21 protein-coding genes are annotated in these 22,851 nt (G+C 71.5%); all 21 read right to left on the bottom strand.

The window, feature by feature from the left end; genetic code table 11:
* Positions 1-359: 359 nt before the first annotated feature.
* The 21 genes from nucS to secA all read right to left on the bottom strand — a co-directional run bounded on the left by nucS (position 360) and on the right by secA (position 22,605).
* On the bottom strand, positions 360-1,055 hold the full coding sequence (gene nucS / locus ACIG47_RS20185) for an endonuclease NucS (RefSeq protein WP_397432889.1): 696 nt from the start codon (positions 1,053-1,055) through the stop codon (positions 360-362).
* Positions 1,055-1,480: a DUF2550 domain-containing protein gene (locus ACIG47_RS20190; RefSeq protein WP_397414979.1), complete on the bottom strand. Its 426-nt coding sequence runs from the start codon at positions 1,478-1,480 to the stop codon at positions 1,055-1,057. The genes nucS and ACIG47_RS20190 overlap by 1 nt, the downstream gene beginning before the upstream one ends.
* A gap of 13 nt (positions 1,481-1,493) precedes the next feature.
* Positions 1,494-1,754 (bottom strand): F0F1 ATP synthase subunit epsilon, encoded by a 261-nt coding sequence (locus tag ACIG47_RS20195; protein ID WP_253837753.1) that lies wholly within the window; start codon positions 1,752-1,754, stop codon positions 1,494-1,496.
* 88 nt (positions 1,755-1,842) lie between these two features.
* Positions 1,843-3,324 carry a F0F1 ATP synthase subunit beta gene (gene atpD / locus ACIG47_RS20200; RefSeq protein ID WP_397414975.1) on the bottom strand — a complete coding sequence of 494 codons (1,482 nt, stop codon included), beginning with the start codon at positions 3,322-3,324 and terminating at the stop codon, positions 1,843-1,845.
* Between the two features lie 57 nt (positions 3,325-3,381).
* Positions 3,382-4,275 carry a F0F1 ATP synthase subunit gamma gene (locus tag ACIG47_RS20205; protein WP_397414972.1) on the bottom strand — a complete coding sequence of 298 codons (894 nt, stop codon included), beginning with the start codon at positions 4,273-4,275 and terminating at the stop codon, positions 3,382-3,384.
* A gap of 2 nt (positions 4,276-4,277) precedes the next feature.
* Entirely contained in the window at positions 4,278-5,903 is a 1,626-nt protein-coding gene (gene atpA, locus ACIG47_RS20210; protein ID WP_397414969.1) for a F0F1 ATP synthase subunit alpha, read from the bottom strand.
* Positions 5,904-5,959: 56 nt separating this feature from the next.
* Positions 5,960-6,772 carry a F0F1 ATP synthase subunit delta gene (locus ACIG47_RS20215; protein WP_397432890.1) on the bottom strand — a complete coding sequence of 271 codons (813 nt, stop codon included), beginning with the start codon at positions 6,770-6,772 and terminating at the stop codon, positions 5,960-5,962.
* On the bottom strand, positions 6,772-7,362 hold the full coding sequence (locus tag ACIG47_RS20220; protein WP_397414963.1) for a F0F1 ATP synthase subunit B: 591 nt from the start codon (positions 7,360-7,362) through the stop codon (positions 6,772-6,774). The genes ACIG47_RS20215 and ACIG47_RS20220 overlap by 1 nt, the downstream gene beginning before the upstream one ends.
* Complete coding sequence (locus tag ACIG47_RS20225) at positions 7,362-7,598, bottom strand: ATP synthase F0 subunit C (RefSeq protein ID WP_192861434.1); 237 nt, start codon at positions 7,596-7,598, stop codon at positions 7,362-7,364. Before ACIG47_RS20225 ends, ACIG47_RS20220 begins: the two co-directional genes overlap by 1 nt.
* Positions 7,599-7,727: 129 nt before the next feature.
* Positions 7,728-8,621, bottom strand: a complete 894-nt coding sequence (gene atpB, locus ACIG47_RS20230) for a F0F1 ATP synthase subunit A (RefSeq protein WP_397414960.1) — start codon at positions 8,619-8,621, stop codon at positions 7,728-7,730.
* A 136-nt stretch (positions 8,622-8,757) separates the two neighbouring features.
* Positions 8,758-9,207 carry a hypothetical protein gene (locus tag ACIG47_RS20235; protein ID WP_397432891.1) on the bottom strand — a complete coding sequence of 150 codons (450 nt, stop codon included), beginning with the start codon at positions 9,205-9,207 and terminating at the stop codon, positions 8,758-8,760.
* Positions 9,204-10,442 (bottom strand): MraY family glycosyltransferase, encoded by a 1,239-nt coding sequence (locus ACIG47_RS20240; RefSeq protein ID WP_397432892.1) that lies wholly within the window; start codon positions 10,440-10,442, stop codon positions 9,204-9,206. The genes ACIG47_RS20235 and ACIG47_RS20240 overlap by 4 nt, the downstream gene beginning before the upstream one ends.
* A complete protein-coding gene (locus tag ACIG47_RS20245) occupies positions 10,439-11,146 on the bottom strand; it encodes an L-threonylcarbamoyladenylate synthase (RefSeq protein WP_397415196.1) in 708 nt (235 codons plus the stop codon). Before ACIG47_RS20245 ends, ACIG47_RS20240 begins: the two co-directional genes overlap by 4 nt.
* Before the next feature lie 2 nt (positions 11,147-11,148).
* Positions 11,149-12,150: a N5-glutamine methyltransferase family protein gene (locus tag ACIG47_RS20250; RefSeq protein ID WP_397432893.1), complete on the bottom strand. Its 1,002-nt coding sequence runs from the start codon at positions 12,148-12,150 to the stop codon at positions 11,149-11,151.
* Positions 12,151-12,255: 105 nt separating this feature from the next.
* Positions 12,256-13,344, bottom strand: coding sequence for a peptide chain release factor 1 (prfA, locus tag ACIG47_RS20255; RefSeq protein ID WP_397414951.1), 1,089 nt, complete (start codon positions 13,342-13,344; stop codon positions 12,256-12,258).
* Between the two features lie 113 nt (positions 13,345-13,457).
* Positions 13,458-13,676, bottom strand: coding sequence for a 50S ribosomal protein L31 (gene rpmE / locus ACIG47_RS20260; RefSeq protein ID WP_119142620.1), 219 nt, complete (start codon positions 13,674-13,676; stop codon positions 13,458-13,460).
* Positions 13,677-13,810: 134 nt separating this feature from the next.
* The gene (gene rho / locus ACIG47_RS20265) at positions 13,811-15,709 is read right to left on the bottom strand and encodes a transcription termination factor Rho (RefSeq protein WP_397432894.1); all 1,899 of its coding nucleotides are present in this window, start codon (positions 15,707-15,709) and stop codon (positions 13,811-13,813) included.
* 331 nt (positions 15,710-16,040) lie between these two features.
* Positions 16,041-17,036 carry a homoserine kinase gene (gene thrB / locus ACIG47_RS20270; RefSeq protein WP_397432895.1) on the bottom strand — a complete coding sequence of 332 codons (996 nt, stop codon included), beginning with the start codon at positions 17,034-17,036 and terminating at the stop codon, positions 16,041-16,043.
* Entirely contained in the window at positions 17,036-18,151 is a 1,116-nt protein-coding gene (gene thrC / locus ACIG47_RS20275) for a threonine synthase (RefSeq protein WP_397432942.1), read from the bottom strand. Before thrC ends, thrB begins: the two co-directional genes overlap by 1 nt.
* Before the next feature lie 9 nt (positions 18,152-18,160).
* Positions 18,161-19,459 carry a homoserine dehydrogenase gene (locus ACIG47_RS20280; RefSeq protein WP_397432896.1) on the bottom strand — a complete coding sequence of 433 codons (1,299 nt, stop codon included), beginning with the start codon at positions 19,457-19,459 and terminating at the stop codon, positions 18,161-18,163.
* Between the two features lie 200 nt (positions 19,460-19,659).
* The gene (gene secA / locus ACIG47_RS20285) at positions 19,660-22,605 is read right to left on the bottom strand and encodes a preprotein translocase subunit SecA (RefSeq protein WP_397432897.1); all 2,946 of its coding nucleotides are present in this window, start codon (positions 22,603-22,605) and stop codon (positions 19,660-19,662) included.
* Positions 22,606-22,851 lie beyond the last annotated feature (246 nt).

Genomic DNA, 22,851 nt, shown 5'->3' on the forward strand with positions numbered 1-22,851 from the left:
CGCCAGCCGTCCCGGGCCGAAGCCAGGCCGGGGCCGGGCCGAAGCCAGGCCGGGCCGGGGCCAGGCCTGAGCCAGGCCGGGCCGGGGCCAGGCGGAAGCCAGGCCGGGCCGGGCCGGGCCGGGGCTGGCGAGAAGGTGCCCCGCGGAGGCGTGTTGCCCCGTGTAGACGTTGTCTACTGCCTGCAACACACCTCCGCGGGGCACCTTCGGGCTCCCCTCACCTCAGGCCTCCGGCCGCACGTCCGGCCGCGGTCGCGAGTCAGAAACCGCCGGCACGAGTCAGAAGCCGCGGTCGCGGATCAGGAGCGGCGGGCACGGATCAGGTGCCGCCGGCACGGATCAGGAGCGCCCGGCACGGGTCAGAAGAGGCGCGAGGTCGGGTCGTCGACGCCGCGCATGGCGTCGTAGTCCAGCAGGAGGGTCGCGATACCGCGGTCCTTGGCCAGGACCCGCGCCTGCGGCTTGATCTCCTGGGCCGCGTAGACGCCGCGGACCGGCGCCAGCAGCGGGTCGCGGTTCAGCAGGTCCAGGTAGCGCGTGAGCTGCTCGACGCCGTCGATGTCGCCGCGGCGCTTGATCTCCACCGCGACCGTGGCGCCGTCGGCGTCGCGCGCGAGGATGTCCACGGGACCGATGGCGGTCGGGTACTCGCGGCGCACCAGGGTGTGGCCGTCGCCGAGCAGCGCGATCTGCTCGGCGAGCAGCTCCTGGAGGTGCGCCTCCACGCCGTCCTTCACGAGGCCCGGGTCGATACCCAGGTCGTGGGCCGAGTCGTGGTGCACGGTGAAGAGCTCCACCTCGAGGCGGTCGTCCGACTTCGCGTGCTGGACGGTCCACACCTCGGTGACGCCGCGCTCGGCGGCCTCCGCGGAGGGCTCGCGCACCGCGAGCGTGCAGGGCGGGCTCATCCAGTTCAGCGGCTTGTACGAGCCGCCGTCGGAGTGGATGAGCACGCTTCCGTCGGCCTTGACCACGAGCAGGCGCGTCGCCTGCGGCAGCATCGCGGTCAGGCGGCCCGTGTAGAGGGCGGAGCAGTCGGCGACGACCAGCCGCATCAGAGAACCAGATCCTGTCGTCCGGGAGGGGCGGCCTCGAGCCAGGAGGCGAGGCCGAAGTAGTCGCCGGCGGCGAGGTCGAGCTCGAAGTCGAGCCCGTCGTACCGGCACTGCACGAGGTAGTGGTCGCCCTGACCACGCTCGTCGGGGTCCAGCGGGGTGCGGCCCGTGACCGTCAGCCGCTCGCGGTACCACGTGCGGGCCGGACGGGGCGCCAGCGACCAGCACCGCCACCACTCGATCCGGCCCACCGCGTACTGGGCGATGCCCGGCGTCCAGGAACCCTCGGGGTTACCGGCCGGCCGGGCGTTGCAGCTGAACGAGCCCACCCTGCGGGAGAGCGCCCGCAGCCGGGAGATGCCCGCCGCGAGCACGAGCGCGAGCGCGCCGAGCACCGCTATCGCGATCCATATGACGCCCGGCACTCGCGCCCCTCCCTCAGACCAGGGAGATCTCGTCGACCACGAGGGTGACGAGGTTGTCGTCCACGGAGACGAAACCGCCGGTGACCTGGGCCTCCAGGGCCGTCCCCGACGTCGTCTCCACCTTGACCGTGCCCGGGCGCAGCACGGCGAGCAGCGGCGTGTGGTTCGCCAGGATGCCCACCTGACCGTCCGCGGACGGTGCGCTCACCTGGACCGCCGCACCGCTCCAGACCTTACGGTCGCGGGACACGAGGTCCACGCTCAGCTCTGCCACGAGAGCTCCTTCCGATGTAGCGGGCGTGACGCCGCCCCCGCGAGGGTGCCCCGGAGGGCGGCGTCACGCACCGGGAACGTCCGAGGCGTCAGGCCCCGTACTCCTTCTGGATACGGGCCCAGTTCTCCTCGAGCATCTCGAGTCCACCGATGTTGTAGAAGGCCTGCTCGGCGATGTGGTCGAACTCGCCGTCCGCGATCTTCTTGAATGCCTCGATGGTCTCCGACAGAGGCACCGTCGAGCCCACCACACCCGTGAACTTCTCGGCCATGTAGGTGTTCTGGGAGAGGAACTGCTCGATGCGGCGCGCACGCGCGACGACCGTCTTGTCCTCTTCCGAGAGCTCGTCCACACCGAGGATGGCGATGATGTCCTGCAGCTCCTTGTTGCGCTGCAGGATCGACTTCACGCGGGTCGCGACGTCGTAGTGCTCCTGGCCCACGTAGCGCGGGTCGAGGATGCGGGACGTCGAGGCCAGCGGGTCGATCGCCGGGTACAGACCCTTGGACGCGATCTCGCGCGAGAGCTCGGTCGTGGCGTCCAGGTGGGCGAACGTCGTGGCCGGGGCCGGGTCGGTGTAGTCGTCGGCGGGCACGTAGATGGCCTGCAGCGACGTGATGGAGTGACCACGCGTCGAGGTGATGCGCTCCTGGAGGAGGCCCATCTCGTCGGCCAGGTTCGGCTGGTAGCCCACGGCGGACGGCATGCGGCCGAGCAGCGTGGAGACCTCGGAACCGGCCTGCGTGAAGCGGAAGATGTTGTCGATGAACAGCAGCACGTCCTGCTGCTGCACGTCGCGGAAGTACTCCGCCATCGTCAGCGCCGACAGGGCGACGCGCAGACGCGTCCCCGGCGGCTCGTCCATCTGGCCGAACACGAGCGCCGTCTTGTCGAAGACGCCCGCCTCCTCCATCTCGCCGATGAGGTCGTTGCCCTCACGGGTGCGCTCGCCGACACCGGCGAACACCGACACACCACCGTGGTCCTGCGCCACGCGCTGGATCATCTCCTGGATGAGGACCGTCTTGCCGACGCCCGCACCACCGAAGAGGCCGATCTTGCCACCCTGCACGTACGGGGTCAGCAGGTCGATCGACTTGATGCCCGTCTCGAACATCTGGGTCTTCGACTCGAGCTGGTCGAAGGCCGGCGGCTTGCGGTGGATCGGCCAGCGCTCGGTGACCTCGAAGCGCTCGCCCTCGGCGAGGTTCAGCACCTCACCGGTGACGTTGAAGACCTTGCCCTTGGTGATGTCACCGACGGGCACGGAGATGGGAGCGCCCGTGTCGGTCACCACGGCGCCGCGGACCAGGCCGTCGGTCGGCTTGAGCGCGATGGCGCGCACCAGGGAGTCACCCAGGTGCTGCTCGACCTCGAGGGTCAGCGTGAACTTGTTCTCGCTCTCGCCCTGGTTCGACAGGTCGATCTCGACGGTGAGCGCGTTGTAGATGTCGGGGATCGCGTCCTCGGGGAACTCGATGTCCACGACAGGGCCGATCACCCGGGCGACCCGGCCGGTGCCGGGGCCGCTCGTGTGCTCGACCGTGGCTTCCACGGTGGTGGCGGTCATACTTGCCTCGCTTCGGTGGGCCGGAGGGTCCTCCGGCGGGGAGTCTGTTCGGTCTGTTCAGGACGCCAGGGCGTCGGCACCGGAGACGATCTCGCTGATCTCCTGGGTGATGTCGGCCTGGCGGGCCTGGTTGGCCAGTCGGGTGTACGTGCGGATCAGGTCCTCGGCGTTGTCCGTCGCCGTGTGCATGGCACGCTGGCGGGCGGCGAGCTCGGAGGCCGCGGCGTCGAGCAGCATCGCGTAGATGCGCTGCTGCACGTACCGCGGGAGCAGCTCGTCGAGGACCGCCTCGGGAGACGGCTCGAAGTCGTAGAGCGGCAGGGCCTCGTGCTCGTCGGCCTCGCTCACACCCTCGACCACCTCGAGCGGCAGCATGCGCACCACCCGGGTCCGCTGGGTCACCATGTTGACGAACTGCGTGGAGACCACATGCAGCTCGCTGACGCCACCCTCCGGCTCGTCCGCGAGGAACACCTCCAGCAGCGTCTCGGCGATGTCCTCGGCGGCCTCCGGCGTCGGCTTCTCCGACCCGTAGGACCAGGTCTTGGTCAGCTCCCGCCCACGGAAGGCGTAGTACGCGATGGCACGGCGGCCGGCCACGTAGAGCAGGACCTCCTTGCCCTCGGACGTGAGCTGCCCGACGAGCTTCTCGGCCTCACGGACGATCGCCATCGGGTACGAGCCGGCCATGCCGGAGTCCGAGGACACCACGAGCACGGCGACGCGGTTGCCGCCCTCCTCCCGCGTGAGCGGGTGGTCGACGTCGGTGTGCGACGCCACGGCGGACACCGCACGGGTGATCGCCTGCGCGTACGGTGCCGCCGCCGCGGCCGCCGCCCGGGCCTTGCCGATGCGGGAAGCCGCGATCAGCTCGCGCGCGCGGAAGATCTTCTTCAGCGACTGCGTCGACTTGATCCGCGCCTTGTAGACGCGCTGAGCTCCACCGGCCACGGTCAGGCCTTCTTCTTGACGACGATCTGCTCCTGCTGGACGTCCACATCGCCCTCGACGTCGCCGCCGACGAGCGCCGTGCCGTCACCGCGCTGGAATCCGGCCCGGAAGTCGTCCACGGCGGCGCCGAGCGCCTCCTCCGTGTCCGCCTCCAGCTTGCCCGTCTCCAGGATGGTCGGCAGCACGTCGGTCTTGCGCCGCAGGTGGTCCAGCAGCTCGGACTCGAAGCGCCGCACGTCCTCGACCGGGACGTCGTCGAGCTTGCCCTTGGTCCCGGCCCACACCATGGCGACCTGGTCCTCGACCGCGTACGGCGTGTACTGCGGCTGCTTGAGCAGCTCGGTCAGCACGGCACCGCGCTGCAGCTGGGCACGCGAGGACGCGTCCAGGTCGGACGCGAACATCGCGAACGCCTCGAGCGACCGGAACTGCGCCAGCTCCAGCTTCAGCGTGCCGGAGACCTTCTTCATCGCCTTGATCTGCGCGTCACCACCGACTCGCGACACCGAGATACCGACGTCCACGGCGGGACGCTGGTCGGCGTTGAACAGGTCGGACTGCAGGAAGATCTGACCGTCGGTGATGGAGATGACGTTCGTCGGGATGTACGCCGACACGTCGTTCGCCTTGGTCTCGATGATCGGCAGACCGGTCATCGAACCCGCACCCAGCTCGTCGCTCAGCTTGGCGCAACGCTCCAGCAGGCGGGAGTGCAGGTAGAAGACGTCACCCGGGTAGGCCTCGCGGCCCGGCGGACGGCGCAGCAGCAGCGACACGGCACGGTAGGCCTCGGCCTGCTTCGACAGGTCGTCGAAGATGATCAGGACGTGCTTGCCCGAGTACATCCAGTGCTGGCCGATGGCCGAGCCGGTGTACGGGGCCAGGTACTTGAAGCCGGCCGGGTCGGACGCCGGAGCCGCGACGATCGTCGTGTACTCCAGGGCGCCGGCCTCCTCGAGCGCGCCACGCACCGAGGCGATGGTCGAGCCCTTCTGGCCGACGGCGACGTAGATGCAGCGGACCTGCTTGGTCGGGTCGCCGCTCTCCCAGTTCGCCTTCTGGTTGATGATGGTGTCGACCGCGATCGCCGTCTTGCCGGTCTGGCGGTCGCCGATGATCAGCTGACGCTGACCACGGCCGATCGGGATCATCGAGTCGATCGCCTTGATGCCCGTCTGCAGGGGCTCGTGCACCGACTTGCGCTGCATGACGCCCGGCGCCTGCAGCTCCAGGGCACGCGTGCCCTCGGTCTCGATGGCGCCGAGGCCGTCCACCGGGTTGCCCAGCGGGTCGACGACGCGGCCGAGGTAGCCCTCGCCCACCGGCACCGACAGCACGTCACCCGTGCGGCGGACCTCCTGGCCCTCCTCGATACCGGTGAACTCGCCGAGGACGACGACACCGATCTCCCGGACGTCCAGGTTCTGCGCGAGGCCGAGCGTGCCGTCCTCGAAGCGCAGCAGCTCGTTGGCCATCACGCCCGGGAGGCCCTCGACGCGGGCGATGCCGTCCGCGGCGTACGCGACGCGGCCCACCTCCTCGGCGGCAGCTTCCTGGGGCTCGTAGGCCTTCACGAAGCTGTCCAGTGCGGCGCGGACCTCGTCCGGCCGGATCGTCAGCTCAGCCATTGCTCTTCTCCTGTCGTGGCCGCGAGAGCCGCGGCGGAAGGTTCTTGTTCACGTTTTCAGCCGGCCAGACGACGCGACGCGTCAGCAAGGCGCGACAGGACGGTGGAGTCGACGACGTCCGCGCCGACCTGGATGCGCATGCCCCCGACGATGGCCGGGTCCACCGTGACGTTCAGCTGCACCGGCCGGCCGTACGAGCGCTCGAGCACCGCGCCGAGGCGCTGCTCCTGCTCGCGGGTCAGGACCGTCGCGCTGGTCACGGTGGCGACGAGCCGCTTGCGGCGTTCCGCCGCGATGTCGCCGAACCAGCCGAGCGTCTGCACGAAGCGCCGGCCGCGCAGCGACGAGGTCGCCCGCCGAGCCAGGCTCTGGGTCACGGTGTCCACCTTGCCGGCGACCAGCGCGTCCACGAGAGCCACCCGGCGGTCGGGCGCCGTGGTGCCGTCCGAGAGGATCTGCTTGGCCTCCCGCTGGCCGTCCAGGGCCCGCGTGAGGCGGAACAGCTCGTCCTCCACGGTCTCCAGCGCGCCGCGCGCCTCGGCGGACGCCAGCACGGCGTCCACGCCGAGGCGCTCGACGGCGTCGGCCAGGTCCGCGTCGCCCGCCCAGCGGGCCCGGACCATGCCGGACACCAGGTCCACCACGCGCTCGTCGAAGCCGTTCAGCAGGTTGGCCACCAGGCCGGCCTTGGCCTCGCCCTCACGCGACGGATCGGCGAGCGAGCGGCGCAGCGCGGCCGAGTCGTCCAGCGCGGACACCAGGGTGAGCAGCTGCTCGCCCAGGCTCAGCGCGTCCGCACCCGCGGCACGCAGCACCGGCTCGAAGCGCTCCTGCGCCTCCTTCAGCGATGCCCCGCTCGTTCCCCGCATCACGCCTCCTTGCTTGCCGGGCTGCTGCTCGCGACGGACTGGCTCGCCTCGAGCTCGTCGAGGAAGCGGTCCACCACACGGGACTGCCGGGCCGAGTCCTCGAGGGACTCGCCCACGATCTTCGACGCGAGCTCGGTCGCGAGCGACCCGACCTCGGTGCGCAGGGAGACCACGGCGGACTGCCGCTCGGCCTCGATCTGGCGGTGCGCCGTCTCCGTGATGCGCTCCGCCTCCTCGTTCGCCTTGGCCCGCAGCTCCTTGACGATGGCCGTGCCCTCGGCACGCGCCTCCTCACGGACCTGCGCGGCGTCGGCCCGAGCCTCGGCGAGCAGCTGCTGCTGCTGCGCCAGCGCCTCGTCGGCCTGCTTCTGCGCGGCCTCGGCCTTCTCGATGCCACCCTCGATGAGGGCGGCACGCTCGTCGAGCACCGCGTTCATGCGGGGCAGCACGAGCTTGTAGAACACGGCGGCGATGACCACGAGGATCACGGCCGACCAGAGCAGGTCGTAGCCGGCGGGCAGGAACAGGTCGATGCCCGCGGGCTCCTCTTCTGCTGCCATGACGGCGGCAGCGCTCGGGAGCGCAGCCATCACGCGGCGGGGAAGAGGAAGCCGGCAACCAGGCCGAGAAGCGCGAGCACCTCGACGAAGGCGACACCGAGGAACATGGTGGCGCGGAGCTGGCCGGCGACCTCGGGCTGGCGAGCCATGCCCTCGATGGTCTTGCCGATCAGGATGCCGAGACCGATACCCGGGCCGGTGGCGGCGAGGCCGTAGCCGACAGCGTTCAGGTTACCGGTGACCTCGGCGAGAGTGATGGCGTCCACGTACGTCTTCCTTCCGTTGGGCGCCGGACCGGTGTGGTCCGGCGTCGCGTGGTGTGCGAAGGCGCTGGTGCGCCCGTCGCGGGTTTTCCAGGTGAAGCTATGCAGCGCCGCCCGGAGGAACGAGCACCGTCAGTGCTCCTCCTCCAGCGACATGTTGATGTAGACCGCGGCCAGCAGGGCGAAGATGTACGCCTGCAGGAACGCGACCAGAAGTTCGAACAGCGTCACGAAGATGCCTGCCGGGAGGGTCAGCACCCCGAACGCCATCAGGCCGGAGCCGGCCGAGTCGATCAGGAAGAACTGGGTGGCGGCGAAGCAGAGCACGAGCATGATGTGGCCCGCGACCATGTTGGCCACCAGTCGGACCGCCAGCGAACCCGGCCGGATGACCAGGAGCTGCAGCAGCTCGATCGGCGTCAGGATGAAGTAGATCGGCCACGGCACCCCCGGCGGGAAGAGGTTCGCCTTGAGGTACCCGCCCAGACCGTGCTTGCGGATGCCGACCGCCCAGTAGGTGACGAACACCCAGAGCGCGAGGAGCAGCGGGACGCCGATCCGGGAGGTACCGGCCAGGTTCAGGCCCGGTATCACGCTCGTGACGTTGAACGCCAGGATGGTCAGGAAGATAGTGGTGAGCATGGGCACGAAACGCCGGGCGTTCTCCTTGCCCAGGATCTCCTCGCCGATCTGCACCCGGACGAAGTCCAGGAGGAACTCGACACCGGCCTGGAAGCGGCCCGGCACCACCTTGGCGCGGCGCGCGGCGATCACGAAGACCGACAGCAGCACCAGCGTGGCGATGATGCGGATGATCCAGATGCGGTCGATCTGGAAGATGGTGCCCTCGAAGAGGATGCCCGACGGGAAGAAGTCGGCGATCGACGGCGTGTGGAAGCCGCCCTCACCCTCGTGGCCTTCTGTGGCGGCGAGGATTACGGACGTCGCATACGTGGACAGGAGGACTCCCAGGTGGTCATTAGGCCCTGCGCGCGTCACCGCAAAGGGGCGGAACGGGCGCGCCATCGGGCCTGGCCGTCATGGATTCGTCGTAAGCCTAACCTATGTCCCGCGTGAATCTGGCCGCGGAACGGCATGGCACGGCCCCTTGTGACTTATTGCGCAACCTCGGGACCGGTCCGCTGCGCCCCACGACGGCCCGTCAGGCGCCCGCGCCCGGCTCGACGTAGGGGACGCGGGCGTTCCTGACTGCCCGGTAGTCGAGCAGCGCCGAGCCGACGGCGCCCAGCAGCAGCACCACGAACAGGACGATGCGGTCGTAGAAGTCGAAGCGCGTCAGCACCGCCATGACCACGACGAGCACGACCATCTTGGCGATCCACCCGCCCATCACGACGGCGCCCATCGTGACCGCGCCCTTGCCCACGGTCCAGAGCATCGACAGCACCGTGGCGCCGCAGAAGAACGCGGCCAGGGCGGCACCGATCAGGCCGCCCCAGAGACCCGGCAGGCCCGCGATCAGCAGCCCCGCGAGCGACCCCAGCACGGCGAGCCCGGCCACCAGGACGAGGCTGTCGCGCAGGGCGGTGCGCAGCATCGCCTGCTCGGCGCCGCGTGCGGCGTGGGGGGCGTCGGGTACGTGCTCGGTCATTCGATGGTCTCCTTGATGGTGGTGGCACCGGGGCGGACGCCGCCCTGCGGTGCGGACTGCGCGGTCACGGGGGTCCCGGCCCCGACCCCGGCCGGGACCTTGGGGACCTGGCCGGACAGCGCGACGTCGTCGTCCAGGAAGCGGCCCCGGTGGCGCAGCGGGCCGAGCGTGGCCAGCAGCGCCAGCACCACGAACACGCCGGTCCAGACGAGCACGATCTCCCAGTCCCACAGCACCAGCGCCGCGGCGCTGAACGCGAACACGGCGGTCCAGACGTACAGGATCACCACGGCGCGGCGGTGCGAGTGGCCGAGGGCCAGCATGCGGTGGTGCAGGTGCATGCGGTCGGGTGCCATGGGCGACTTGCCCGCGGCCAGCCGCCGGATCACGGCCAGCCCCATGTCGAGCAGCGGGAGCATGAGCACCGCCACCGGCAGCAGCAGCGGGATGAACGCCGGCAGGGCCTGCGCGCCGGTCATGACCTCCGGCTGGACGTTGCCCGTCACGGTGATCGCGGCGCCGGCCATGACGAGGCCGATGAGCATGGAGCCGGCGTCGCCCATGAAGATGCGTGACGGGAAGAAGTTGTGGGGCAGGAACCCGACACAGGCACCGACGAGCACGGCCAGCATGAGCGAGGCGAGGCTCGCGAAGTCGTCCGGCGTGGCCTCCGCCGTCAGCCGGTAGGTGTAGAGGAAGAAGGCGGTCCCGCCGATGGCGATGATGCCGGCGGCCAGCCCGTCGAGCCCGTCCACGAAGTTCACGGCGTTCATCGCGACCACGACCACGAGGACGGTCGCGGCGAGCGACATGCGCGAGGAGGGGATGGTCGTCCCCGCGATCGGCAGCGTGATGAGCTGCACGCCCTGCAGCGCCATGAACCCCGCCGCCAGCACCTGGCCGGCCAGCTTGGTCACCCAGTCGAGGTCCCACTTGTCGTCGGCCCAGCCCAGGGCGCACACGATCGCCGCGCCGCCCACGATGCCCCACACCTGCGAGACCTGCCGGGCGTCGAACACCCCCGAGAGGAACGGCATCTGGGAGGCCAGCAGCACCGCGACCACGATGCCGATCAGCATGGCCAGCCCGCCCAGGCGCGGGGTGGGCACGAGGTGCACGTCACGGGCCCGGACGGCCGAGATGGCCGAGGTCTTCAGCGCCACCCACCGGGCAAAGGGCGTCGTCAGGAACGTGACCGCGGCGGCCACGAGCATCAGGAGCAGGTACACCCTCACTCGTCGTCCTCCGGCTCACCCGCCGCGGCAGGCTCCGGTCCCTCCTCGGGCGTCGCCTGAAGACCCTCGACGTCGGCCACCCGGCGCAGCTCGTCGAGCGAGACCGCGCCCTCGCGCACGACGCGCAGCGTGGGGCCGGTGGCGTCCACGATCGTAGAGGCGACGCCGCCGGGCGCTTCGCCGCCGTCCAGGTAGACCGCCACGGACGCACCGAGCTGGCGCTCCGCGTCCGCCACGTCCTGCGCGGCCGGGCTGCCGGACTTGTTGGCGCTGGAGACGGCCAGCGGGCCGGTGCGCTTGAGCAGGGCCAGCGCCGCCGGGTGGTCCGGCATGCGCAGCGCCACCGTGCCACCCGTGTCGCCGAGGTCCCACTGCAGCGAGGGCTGCGCGCGCAGGATCACGGTGAACCCGCCGGGCCAGAAGGCGTCGACGAGGCGGCGGGCGTCCTCGGGCACGTCGGTGGCCAGGCCGTCGAGGGTGGCCACCTCCCCCACCAGCACGGGCGGCGGCATCTGCCGGCCGCGGCCCTTGGCCGCCAGGAGCGCGGCCACCGCCTCCTTGTCGAACGCGTCGGCACCGATGCCGTACACGGTGTCGGTGGGCAGGACCACGAGGCCGCCCCGGGAGATCGCATTCACTGCCTCGTCGATCGCGGGGCCCCAGGTCTGGGGGTCGGTGGCGTCGAGCACGGGCTGCACAGGCACACTCACGCGGGCCAGTCTTTCACGATCCTGGACTCCGGTGGAGCCGCACGGCGTGCGACCACCATCCGGGGCCGTCCCGTCAGGTCCTTGCGGGTCTCGGGCTCCTCGAAGGCCGGCCGTCCTTCGGCGTCCGTCGTCGCCGCGACCATGGCACGGGCCGCCTCCGCCTGGACCTCGGCGTGCTCCATGACGTAGAGCCCGCCCGGTCGCAGCAGGCGCGCGGCGGCCGCCGTGATGCCGCGGGGCACCTCCAGGCCGTCGGGGCCGAGCCCGTACAGCGCGACGGCCGGATCGTGCTCCGCGACCTCCGGGTCCACCGGCACGGCGTCCGAGGGCACGTACGGCGGGTTCGAGACGACGACGTCGGCCGTCCCGTCGATCCCGTACAGCGCGGTGCGGGCATCGCCCTTGACCAGGCGGACGATCCGCTCGGGCGGGTCGTCCGGTGTCGTGCCGGCTCCGGGCGCACCGCCGTCCCCAGGCGTCCGGCCGGCGGCGGCCGCGCTCAGCGCGTCGACGTTGCGCTCCGCCCAGGCGTGCGCGTCCTTGTCCAGCTCGACGGCGTGCACGCGCGCCCCGGGCACCTCGGTGGCCACGGCCAGGGCGATCGCCCCGGACCCGGTGCACAGGTCCACGACGACGGCGCCCGCACCCGCGCGCTCGGCCGTGACCTTGGCCGCCTCGTCGACGGCGACCTGGGCCACCTCCTCGGTCTCGGGGCGGGGCACGAACACGCCGGGGCCCACCGCGAGCTCCAGGTGCCGGAACGCGGCACGCCCGGTGAGGTGCTGCAGGGGTTCGCGGGCGGCCCGGCGCGCGACGAGGGCCTCGAACGCACGCACCGCGTCGTCGGGCACCTCGCGGCCCAGCACCGCCAGCCGGCGCACCTCGGACCGGTCCACGCCGAGCGCGTGCGCCAGCAGCGCCTCGGCATCGGCGCGCGGCGACGCGACCCCGGCGTCGGCCAGCTCCTCCTGCGCCCACTTCAGCAGCTGCGCGCTCATCGCACTCCTCCGGCCACGGCACGAGCCTGCCCGACCGCACCGGACGGCGCCAGACCCGCCGTGATCCGTCCGGCGGGGACGGCCGTCGTGCCCCGGCCTCCGGGCTCAGGCACCTGCCGCCTCCGCGAGCCGTGCCGCCTCGTCGGCGTCGATCGCGGACCGCACCACCGGGCCCAGGTCGCCGTCCAGCACCTGGTCGAGGTTGTAGGCCTTGTAGCCGGTGCGGTGGTCGGCGATGCGGTTCTCGGGGAAGTTGTACGTGCGGATCCGCTCGGAGCGGTCCACGGTGCGCACCTGCGAGCGGCGCAGCTCGGCGGACTCGGCGGCGGCGGCCTCCGCCTGCGCCGCCAGGAGGCGGGCGCGCAGCACGCGCATGGCCTGCTCCCGGTTCTGCAGCTGCGACTTCTCGTTCTGCATCGAGACCACGATGCCGGTGGGCAGGTGGGTGATGCGCACCGCGGAGTCCGTGGTGTTGACGGACTGGCCGCCCGGCCCGGAGGAGCGGTAGACGTCGATGCGCAGGTCGTTCTGGTCGATCTCGAGCTCACCCGGGTCGTCCACCTCGGGGAACACGAGCACGCCCGCGGCCGAGGTGTGGATGCGGCCCTGCGACTCCGTGACGGGCACCCGCTGCACGCGGTGCACGCCGCCCTCGTACTTGAGGCTGTGCCAGACGCCGTCCTCGGGGCCCTGCACGCTCTTGGCCTTGATCGCCACCTGGACGTCCTTGTAGCCGCCCAGGTCGGACTCGGTGGCCTCCAGGACCTGCGTGGACCAGCCGCGCTGCTCCGCGTACCGCAGGTACATGCGCAGCAGGTCGCCCGCGAACAGCGCGGACTCCTCCCCGCCCTCGCCCGCCTTGATCTCGAGGATGACGTCGCGGCCGTCGTCGGGGTCGCGCGGGACGAGCACACGGCGCAGCCGCTCCTCGGCCGCGGCCTCCGCCTCGCGCAGGCCCGGCAGCTCCTCGGCGAACGACGCGTCCTCGGCGGCCAGCTCGGCGGCGGCCTCGGCGTCGTCGTGGGCCTGCTCCCACGCCTTGTAGGCGCCCACCACCTGGTTCAGCTCGGCGTAGCGCCGGCCGAGGGTCCGGGCGCGGCCGGGGTCGGCGTGCACGGCGGGGTCCGCCAGTGCCGTCTCGATCTCGGCGTGCTCGCTGAGCAGCGGCCCGACACCGGCAAACGCTTCGGTCACGATCTCTCCTCGGTACTACGGCTGGGGTCCGGGCAAAGCAACAGCGCCGGTGGTCCGGTGCCCGACTGCCCCTGGAGAGGTTGTCGGACCGGACCACCGGCGCTGCGGAGTCGCTACTTGTCGGCGGCCTTCTTGCCGTAGCGCGCCTGGAACCGGGCCACGCGGCCACCGGTGTCCATGATCTTCTGCTTGCCCGTGTAGAACGGGTGGCAGGCGCTGCAGACGTCGGCGCTGATCTTGCCGGACGTCTCGGTGCTACGCGTCGTGAAGGTGTTGCCACAGGTGCAGGTGACCTGGGTGACGACGTACTCGGGGTGGATTCCAGCCCTCATGGTGCTCCTTGGTTGTGATGCCGCTGGGTCGCCCTGCAGAACCGCAGGCGCGTGAACCAGCGAGCCAGCCAGTCATTCTGCCACTACCTCGCCCGGATGGGCGAGGCAGCGGGGTGTGACGTGGACCGTCCGGATCAGACGGTCTCGCCGACGTTCTCGTCCTCGGTCAGACCACCCGGCGTCGTCTTCTGCACGTGCAGCAGGAACTCGACGTTGGTCTTGGTCTTCTTGAGCTGACCGAGCAGCAGCTCGGCGGCCTGCGTCTGGTCGAGCGCGCCCATGACGCGGCGCAGCTTGTAGACGATCGCGAGCTCGTCCTTCGACATGAGGATCTCCTCGCGTCGCGTGCTCGAGCCGTTGACGTCGATCGCCGGGAAGATGCGCTTCTCGGCCAGGGACCGCGACAGGCGCAGCTCCATGTTGCCGGTGCCCTTGAACTCCTCGAAGATCACCTCGTCCATCTTCGAGCCGGTCTCCACCAGCGCGGTGGCGAGGATGGTCAGCGAGCCGCCGTCCTCGATGTTGCGGGCGGCACCGAAGAACTTCTTGGGCGGGTAGAGCGCCGCGGCGTCCACACCACCCGACAGGATGCGGCCCGACGCCGGGGCGGCCAGGTTGTAGGCGCGCGACAGGCGGGTGATGCCGTCGAGCAGCACCACGACGTCCTGACCCAGCTCCACGAGGCGCTTGGCCCGCTCGATGGCGAGCTCGGCGACCAGCGTGTGGTCGGAGGCGTGGCGGTCGAAGGTCGAGGAGATGACCTCGCCCTTGACCGAGCGCTCGAAGTCGGTGACCTCTTCCGGGCGCTCGTCCACCAGCACGACCATGAGGTGGACCTCAGGGTTGTTGGTGGTGATCGCGTTGGCGATCTGCTGCATCATCAGCGTCTTGCCGGCCTTGGGCGGCGCGACGATGAGGCCGCGCTGGCCCTTGCCGATCGGCGCGACGATGTCGATCACGCGCGGCGTCAGCTTGGTCGCCTCGGGGTTCTCCAGGCGCAGACGCTCCTGCGGGTACAGCGGCGTCAGCTTGGTGAACTCGGGGCGCTCCCGCGCCTCCTCCGGCGTCATGCCGTTCACGGTGTCCAGGCGGACCAGGGCGTTGAACTTGTTCACCTTGGCGTTGCGCCCGGTGGGCTGCTGCGGCGGCTCCTCGCCCTCGCGCGGCTGGCGGACGGCGCCGACGACGGCGTCACCGCGGCGCAGACCGGCCTTCTTGACCTGGTTCAGCGACACGTACACGTCGTTGTTGCCCGGCAGGTAGCCCGACGTCCGCACGAACGCGTAGTTGTCGAGGATGTCGAGGATGCCGGCGACGGGCAGCAGCACGTCGTCCTCGCGCACCTCGACGTTCTCGAGGCCCGCGACGTCCGGACCCTGGCGGCCGCGGCCGCGCTTGCGGTCCCGGCCCCGGTCCCGGCCGCGGCGGCGGCGCGAACCGCGCTCGTCGTCGAGGTCGTTGTTCCGGTCGGCGTTGCGGTCGTTGTTCCGCTCGCCGCCACGGTTGCTGCCGCGCTCGTTCCGGTCGGCACCGCGCTCGCCGCCACGCTCACCGGAGCGGTCGTTGCGGGAGCCCTGCCGGCCGCTGCCGGACTGGCCGTTACGGGTCTCGGAAGTCTTGTCGCCGTTCTGCTCGGCGGCACCCTGGCCGCGGCCGGAACGACGGCCGCCCTGCTCGCGCGGAGCGGCCACGGCCTCGGCGAGCTGGGCCAGGCGGGCGGCCTTCTCGGCCTCCGTGCTGGCGTCGGCGCGCACACCCGAGGTGGCGACCTCGGCGGCGGCGACCGGCGTCTCGGCGCGGGCGGGCTTGTCGGTGGTGGGCTGCTCCACGGTGGCAGCGGCACGGCTCGGACGCTTCGTCGCGCCGCCCGTCTTCTCGCGGATGGTCTCCACGAGGTCGCTCTTGCGCATCCTGGAGGTGCCCTTCACGCCCAGGTCTCCGGCGAGTGCCTGGAGCTCGGCGAGGCGCATGCTGCTCAGCGCTCCGGCGGTACGGCCGGCGGCTTCCTGAGCGTTATCGGTGGTGTCTGTCACGAAGGACCCTTCCCCCTCGAACTGCGGCTGATCGCGTGATCGCGGGCCGCGGGATAGTGGGCGTCCGGCACGAGATGGCCGAGGCGCGAAAAACCTCGCATCAGTGGTACGACGACGACGGCGGACGGGGGCGTTGTCTGCCTTCTCGCGAGATGCGGTAGCCGTGGGTCACGGCCTGCAACGGGCACGGCTGAGCAGCCGAGGTTCACTGGATCAGAACTCTGCCGATCAGGCGGTGAGGAACCGAGAAGATTCCGGGCTCCCGCCACCATGGCTCAGGACGTGCGATCCCGAAGGTTCACTGCATACTACCACCCCGTACTGCCCGTGATCATGGCCCGACACGGTGCGTTCCCGGACGACCCGTCGCACCCGCCGAGCCGGACGATAGCGCACCCGTGTTTCCGGAAACTCTCCGTGCGCGTGCACCGGTCATGTCGATTCCCGGACTCAACCGTCGCCAACCCGCCGACTCGTCCACCAGCTCCGCCAGGACCGCGTCACGACGGGCCCTGTGCTCCGGCCCGGCGAGCACCAGGACGGTGGGCCCGGCGCCCGAGACCGTGGCCGGCACGCCGGCCTCCCGCAGCGCCCGCAGCAGCTCGCTGGACGCCCCCAGGACGGCCGCGCGGTAGGACTGGTGCAGCCGGTCCTCCGTGGCGTCGAACAGCAGCTCCGGCCGCCGGGCGAGCGCCTCGACGAGGAGTGCCGCCCGGCCCGCGGTGAACGCGGCGTCGCCGTGCGACACGCGGGCCGGCAGGGCCGCGCGGGCCCGGGCCGTCGCCAGCCGGGCGTCCGGCACCAGCACGGTGGCCTCGATCGTGGGATCCACGTCCAGGCCGACGGCGCGCGGACCGTCGTCCGTGGTCCAGGCGACCGTGGCCCCGCCCTGGATGGCCGGGGCCGCGTTGTCGGGGTGCCCCTCGAACTCGGTGGCCAGCGCGAGCACCGTGGTGGCGTCGATCGCGCGCGGGTCGGCCAGCAGCGCACGCGCCGCGACGATCCCGGCCACGACCGCGGCCGACGACGAGCCGAGCCCCCGTCCGTGCGGGATCACGTTGTGGCACGTCATGTGGATGCCGGTCGGGACGGCCCCGGCCAGGTCCATGGTGCGGCGCAGCGCACGGACCACCAGGTGGTCCTCCCCCAGCGTGACCTCGCCCGCCCCCTCGCCCTCGACCTCGACGAGCACCTCGTCGCTCGCGACGAGCCGTACCTCGACCTCGTCGTACAGCGCGAGGGCCAGGCCCAGCGCGTCGAACCCCGGGCCGAGGTTCGCGCTGGTGGCGGGCACCCGGACCCGCACGTGGTCGGCGCCGAGCTGCATCAGAGCGACAGGGCGTCGGCGATCGACACGACGTCGGCGGAGACCCGCACGGGCTCCACCTCGCCGCCGTCGGGCGTGCGCAGCGCCCAGCCCGGGTCCTTGAGCCCGTGACCGGTCACCGTGATGGTGATGCGCGCCCCCGCGGGCACCAGGCCGCGCTCGTGGCGTGCCAGGAGGCCCGCGACGCCGGCCGCGGAGGCCGGCTCGACGAACACGCCGACCTCGGCCGAGAGGATGCGGTGCGCCGCGAGGATCTGCTCGTCGGTCACCGCCTCGATGACGCCGCCGGACGTGTCGCGGGCCTGCTCGGCCTGCTCCCACGAGGCGGGGTTGCCGATCCGGATGGCGGTCGCGATGGTGTCCGGCTCGTCGACCGGGTGCCCCTTGACGATCGGGGCGGCGCCGGCGGCCTGGAAGCCCCACATGGCCGGCGTACGGCTCGCGACACCCGCCTCGGCGTACTCGGTGAAACCCTTCCAGTAGGCCGTGATATTCCCGGCGTTGCCGACGGGCAGCACGTGGATGTCCGGGGCGTCGCCGAGCGCGTCCACGATCTCGAACGCGGCCGTCTTCTGGCCCTCGATCCGGTCGGGGTTCACCGAGTTCACGAGCTCGACCGGGTGGGTGTCGGCGAGCTTGCGCGCGGCCACCAGGCAGTCGTCGAAGTTGCCGTCCACCTGGAGCAGGCGCGCGCCGTGCGCCACGGCCTGGCTCAGCTTGCCCATCGCGATCTTGCCGTCCGGCACGAGCACGGCGCAGACCATCCCGGCCCGCGTCGCGTACGCGGCGGCCGACGCCGACGTGTTGCCGGTCGACGCGCACACCACGACCCGGGCGCCGCGCCCGGCGGCCGCCGAGATCGCGGTGGTCATCCCCCGGTCCTTGAAGGAGCCGGTGGGGTTCATGCCCTCGACCTTGACGTACACGTCGGCGCCCGTGCGCTCCGACAGCGCGTGAGCGGGGACGAGCGGCGTGCCGCCCTCGCCGAGCGTCACGATCTTCTGCTGCAGGTGGGCGGGCAGGCGGTCGGCGTACTCGGCGATCACGCCGCGCCACAGGCGTGAGGTGGGTGCGCCGGGAGCGGCGGACGGGAGGTTCGGTTCAGCGGGCAGCACGGGCACGGTTCAGCCTTCGACTCTCAGGACGGACGTGATCTCGCGGACCGGTTCGAGCGTGCGGACCGCCGCGATGGTGGCGGCCAGCGACGCCTCGCGGGCCGCGTGGGTGGTCAGGAGCAGCTCGGCGGTGCCCTCGGAGGGGCCGGTCTGGCGCACGGTGTCGATCGACACGCCGTGGTCGCCCACGACGCCGGCGACCTGTGCCAGCACCCCCGGCAGGTCGGCCACCAGCAGGCGGACCTGGTAACGCGTCACCGCGGCGTCGGGCGGGAGCAGCGGGCGGGCCGCATAGGTGGACTCCTGGGGGCCCTTGCCGCCGAGCACACGGTGGCGCGCCGCCGAGACGACGTCGCCGACGACGGCCGACGCCGTGGGGCGGCCCCCGGCGCCCTGCCCGTAGAACATGAGCGGGCCTGCGGCGTCCGCCTCGACGAAGACCGCGTTGAAGGCACCCTTCACACCCGCCAGCGGGTGGTCCAGCGGGACGAGCGCCGGGTGCACCCGGACGGAGACACCCTCACCGGTCTGCTCGGCGATGGCCAGCAGCTTCACGGCGTGCCCGGTCCGGGCCGCCCACGCCACGTCGTCGGACGTGATGCCGCGGATGCCCTCGCGGGCCACGTCGTCCGCCGAGACCCGGGTGTGGAAGGCCAGGCTGGCGAGGATCGCGGCCTTCGCCGCGGCGTCGTACCCGTCCACGTCGGCCGTCGGGTCCGCCTCGGCGTAGCCGAGCTCCTGGGCCTGCTTCACCGCCGCGTCGAGGTCCAGCCCGCTCGTGGCCATCTGGTCCAGCACGTAGTTGGTGGTGCCGTTGACGATGCCGAGCACGCGGCGCACGTGGTCGCCCGCCAGGGACTCCCGCACGGGCCGCACGATGGGGATGGCGCCCGCGACGGCGGCCTCGTAGTAGATGTCGACGCCGGCGGAGTCGGCCGCCTTGTAGAGCGTGGGCCCGTCCGCCGCCAGCAGCGCCTTGTTCGCCGTGACCACGGCCGCGCCGCCCTCGATGGCCCGCAGCAGCAGGCCACGCGCGGGTTCGGTACCACCGATCACCTCGACGACGATGTCCGCGCCGTCCACGAGCGACTCCGCGTCCTGCGTCAGCAGCTCGCGCGGGATCGCCGGGTCACGGGGCTGGGCCGTGCTGCGGACGGCGATGCCCACGAGCTCCAGCGGGGCACCCGCGCGGGCGGCCAGGTCGGCACCCTGCTCCAGCAGGATCCGGGCCACCTCGGTGCCCACGACGCCGCAGCCGAGCAGAACGACACGCAGCCCGCGCGCGGGCTCGGGGACGTGGACGGGCACGGCGATCCTGCTTTCGTCGGGGGACTCATCGAGGCGGGCGGTCCGGTCCGGTGCGGGCCCGCACGGAGAGCTCCGGCCGTTGCGATCAGGGTAACCGGACCGTCCGACACCGGAGACCGCTGTCTCACACGGGGAACGCCGAGGCGGTCACCCGGCGGGCGGGCGACCGCCTCGGCGGACGGACGGAGTGATGGCGGCCGTCAGGCCTCGTTGACCCCGTGGCAGACCTTGTACTTCTTGCCCGACCCGCACGGGCACTGCGCGTTGCGCGGCGTGCCGGGGAACGTCCGGCCGTCGCTCGCCACGGCGCTGGCCTCGCCGTGCAGCGCCGCACGCCGGCGGGCGCCGTCGGACGACTGCATGAACGCCGAGCCCGAGCCGTCCTCGCTCGGTGCCGAGTAGGTCAGCGGCTGCTGCCGGTTCGGGGTGTCCAGGCCCTTGGCCAGCAGGATCGGCTCGGTCGCCGCACCCGCCGCACGCCGCGGCCTGGGGGCCGGTGCCTGCTGCGCCGCCGCGGCCGGCTGCACCGCGGGGATCTGGGTCGTGGGCGGCGCGTCGGGCTGTCCGGTGCCCAGACGGCCACGCGGCGGCACGGGGCCGACGGTGGGCAGCTCCGGGGCGCCGTCGGCCTGCTCGGCGTCGGGCTGCTGCACCGTGACCTCGAGGTTGAACAGGAACCCGACCGACTCCTCCTTGATGGCGTCGGTCATCGCCTGGAAGAGCTGGAAGCCCTCGCGCTGGTACTCGACCAGCGGGTCACGCTGCGCCATGGCGCGCAGCCCGATGCCCTCCTTGAGGTAGTCCATCTCGTAGAGGTGCTCGCGCCACTTGCGGTCCAGCACGGAGAGCACCACGCGGCGCTCGAGCTGGCGCATCGCGGGCGACGTCAGCTCGTCCTCGCGTGCCTGGTAGGCCACGCGGGCGTCGGACAGGATCTCCTCCAACAGCATCTCGCCCGTGAGCCGGTCGAGGCCGCCGGCCTCCTCCGCGATCTCCTCCGGGGTCAGCGACACCGGGTAGACCGCCTTGAGCGCCGTCCACAGGGCGTCGAGGTCCCACTGCTCACCGGTGCTGCCGTCGGCCGTCGCGTTGGTGACGTAGTCGGTGATGGTGTCCGTCAGGAAGTGCTGCACCTGCTCGCGCAGGTCCTCCCCCTGGAGCACCCGCAGCCGCTCGGCGTAGATGACGCTGCGCTGGCGCGAGAGGACGTCGTCGTACTTGAGGACGTTCTTGCGGATCTCGAAGTTGCGGGACTCCACCTGGCCCTGCGCGGACATGATGCCACGCGTGACCATCTTGGACTCCAGCGGCATGTCGTCCGGGAAGCCCGCGCGGTTCATCATCGACTCGGCCAGGCCGGAGTTGAACAGCCGCATCAGGTCGTCCTGCATCGACAGGTAGAACCGGGACTCCCCCGGGTCGCCCTGGCGGCCGGAACGGCCACGGAGCTGGTTGTCGATGCGGCGGGACTCGTGCCGCTCCGTGCCGAGCACGTAGAGGCCGCCGGCCTCCTTGACCTCGTCGTGCTCGGCGGCCACGCGCGCCTTGGCCTTCTCGAGGGCCTCCGGCCAGGCCGCCTCGTACTCCTCGGGGGTCTCGACCGGGTCCAGGCCGCGCTCGGCGAGCTCGGCCACCGCGAGGTACTCGGCGTTGCCGCCGAGCATGATGTCGGTACCGCGGCCGGCCATGTTGGTGGCGACCGTGACGGCGCCCTTGCGGCCCGCCATGGCCACGACCGCGGCCTCACGCTCGTGCTCCTTGGCGTTCAGCACGTTGTGCGGCACGCCGGCCTTCTTGAGCTTGGCGCTCAGGAGCTCCGACTTCTCGACGCTGGTGGTACCCACCAGGACCGGCTGGCCGTAGGCGTGCCGCTCCACGATGTCGGCCACCACCGCGTTGAACTTGCCCTCCTCGTTCTTGTACACGAGGTCGGGCTGGTCGATGCGCTGCGGCGGCTTGTTCGTCGGGATCGGCACCACACCCAGCTTGTACGTGCCCTGGAACTCGGCGGCCTCGGTCTCGGCCGTACCGGTCATGCCGGACAGCTTGGCGTAGAGGCGGAAGTAGTTCTGGAGGGTGATCGTGGCGAGCGTCTGGTTCTCCGCCTTGATCTCCACCCCCTCCTTCGCCTCGATGGCCTGGTGCATGCCCTCGTTGTAGCGACGGCCCGCGAGGATACGACCCGTGTGCTCGTCGACGATCATGACCTCGCCGTTCAGCACGACGTAGTCCTTGTCGCGCTTGAACAGCTCCTTCGCCTTGATGGCGTTGTTCAGGAACCCGATCAGCGGCGTGTTCAGCGACTCGTAGAGGTTGTCGATGCCGAGGTAGTCCTCGATCTTCGCGATGCCCGGCTCGAGCACGCCGACGGTCCGCTTCTTCTCGTCGACCTCGTAGTCGACGGTGGGGACCAGGCGGCGCACCACCTTGGCGAACTCGTTGTACCAGCGGTTCGCGTCGCCGGCGGCGGGGCCGGAGATGATCAGCGGCGTGCGGGCCTCGTCGATGAGGATGGAGTCCACCTCGTCGACGATGGCGAAGTTGTGCCCGCGCTGGACCAGGTCGTCGGTGGACCACGCCATGTTGTCGCGCAGGTAGTCGAAGCCGAACTCGTTGTTCGTGCCGTAGGTGATGTCGGCCGCGTACATCTCGCGGCGCTGCGCCGGCGTCTGGCCGGACAGGATGACACCCGTGGTCATGCCCATGAACCGGAAGACGCGGCCCATCAGGTCACCCTGGTACTTGGCCAGGTAGTCGTTGGTGGTGATCACGTGCACGCCGTCGCCGCTCAGGGCGTTGAGGTAGGCGGCCGTGGTGGCCACCAGCGTCTTGCCCTCACCGGTGCGCATCTCGGCGATGTTGCCGAGGTGCAGCGCCGCGCCGCCCATGATCTGCACGTCGAAGTGCCGCTGGCCGAGCGTGCGGTGCGCCGCCTCGCGGATCGCCGCGAACGCCTCCGGCATGAGGTCGTCCAGGGTCGCGCCGTGCTCCAGGCGTTCCCGGAAGCGCGCGGTCTCCTCACGCAGCTCGGTGTCGCTCAGCTCGACAAAGCTGGGCTCCAAGCGGTTGACCTGCTCAGCCACGGAATGCAGCTTCTTCAGGACACGTCCTTCGCCGATGCGCAGGACCTTGTCGAGGATGGACACGCGGGTTCTCCCAGCTCGTCGTCACGTTTCGCCGTCGCCCATGGTAGGCCGTAAACCTGGGCCCGTGGCCCAGAGCCGGAGGCGGACCGGCGGGGTTCGCTCTCGGGGTAACGATCACGGGAAGCCCGCGGTTCCGGCGAACCGGTGTCCGCCCCGTGCGGCGGTACCAGATAAAGTGGGTCGCACCGCCCACCCGCCCGCGCTCGTGGGGCAGGCCGCACCGTGCTCTCCCTCGGGGTTCCGCCC

The sequence above is a fragment of the Promicromonospora sp. NPDC052451 genome, from assembly GCF_044547525.1.
GTDB lineage: Bacteria > Actinomycetota > Actinomycetes > Actinomycetales > Cellulomonadaceae > Promicromonospora.

Bases quoted from the DNA above. Each gene is read 5' to 3' on its own strand.
- nucS (WP_397432889.1), bottom strand. From the start codon at position 1,055: ATGCGGCTGGTCGTCGCCGACTGCTCCGCCCTCTACACGGGCCGCCTG.
- thrB (WP_397432895.1), bottom strand. From the start codon at position 17,036: ATGCAGCTCGGCGCCGACCACGTGCGGGTCCGGGTGCCCGCCACCAGC.
- ACIG47_RS20220 (WP_397414963.1), bottom strand. From the start codon at position 7,362: ATGGCTGCGCTCCCGAGCGCTGCCGCCGTCATGGCAGCAGAAGAGGAG.
- ACIG47_RS20235 (WP_397432891.1), bottom strand. From the start codon at position 9,207: ATGACCGAGCACGTACCCGACGCCCCCCACGCCGCACGCGGCGCCGAG.
- atpA (WP_397414969.1), bottom strand. From the start codon at position 5,903: ATGGCTGAGCTGACGATCCGGCCGGACGAGGTCCGCGCCGCACTGGAC.
- atpD (WP_397414975.1), bottom strand. From the start codon at position 3,324: ATGACCGCCACCACCGTGGAAGCCACGGTCGAGCACACGAGCGGCCCC.
- ACIG47_RS20215 (WP_397432890.1), bottom strand. From the start codon at position 6,772: ATGCGGGGAACGAGCGGGGCATCGCTGAAGGAGGCGCAGGAGCGCTTC.
- ACIG47_RS20250 (WP_397432893.1), bottom strand. From the start codon at position 12,150: ATGAGCGCGCAGCTGCTGAAGTGGGCGCAGGAGGAGCTGGCCGACGCC.
- rpmE (WP_119142620.1), bottom strand. From the start codon at position 13,676: ATGAGGGCTGGAATCCACCCCGAGTACGTCGTCACCCAGGTCACCTGC.
- atpB (WP_397414960.1), bottom strand. From the start codon at position 8,621: ATGGCGCGCCCGTTCCGCCCCTTTGCGGTGACGCGCGCAGGGCCTAAT.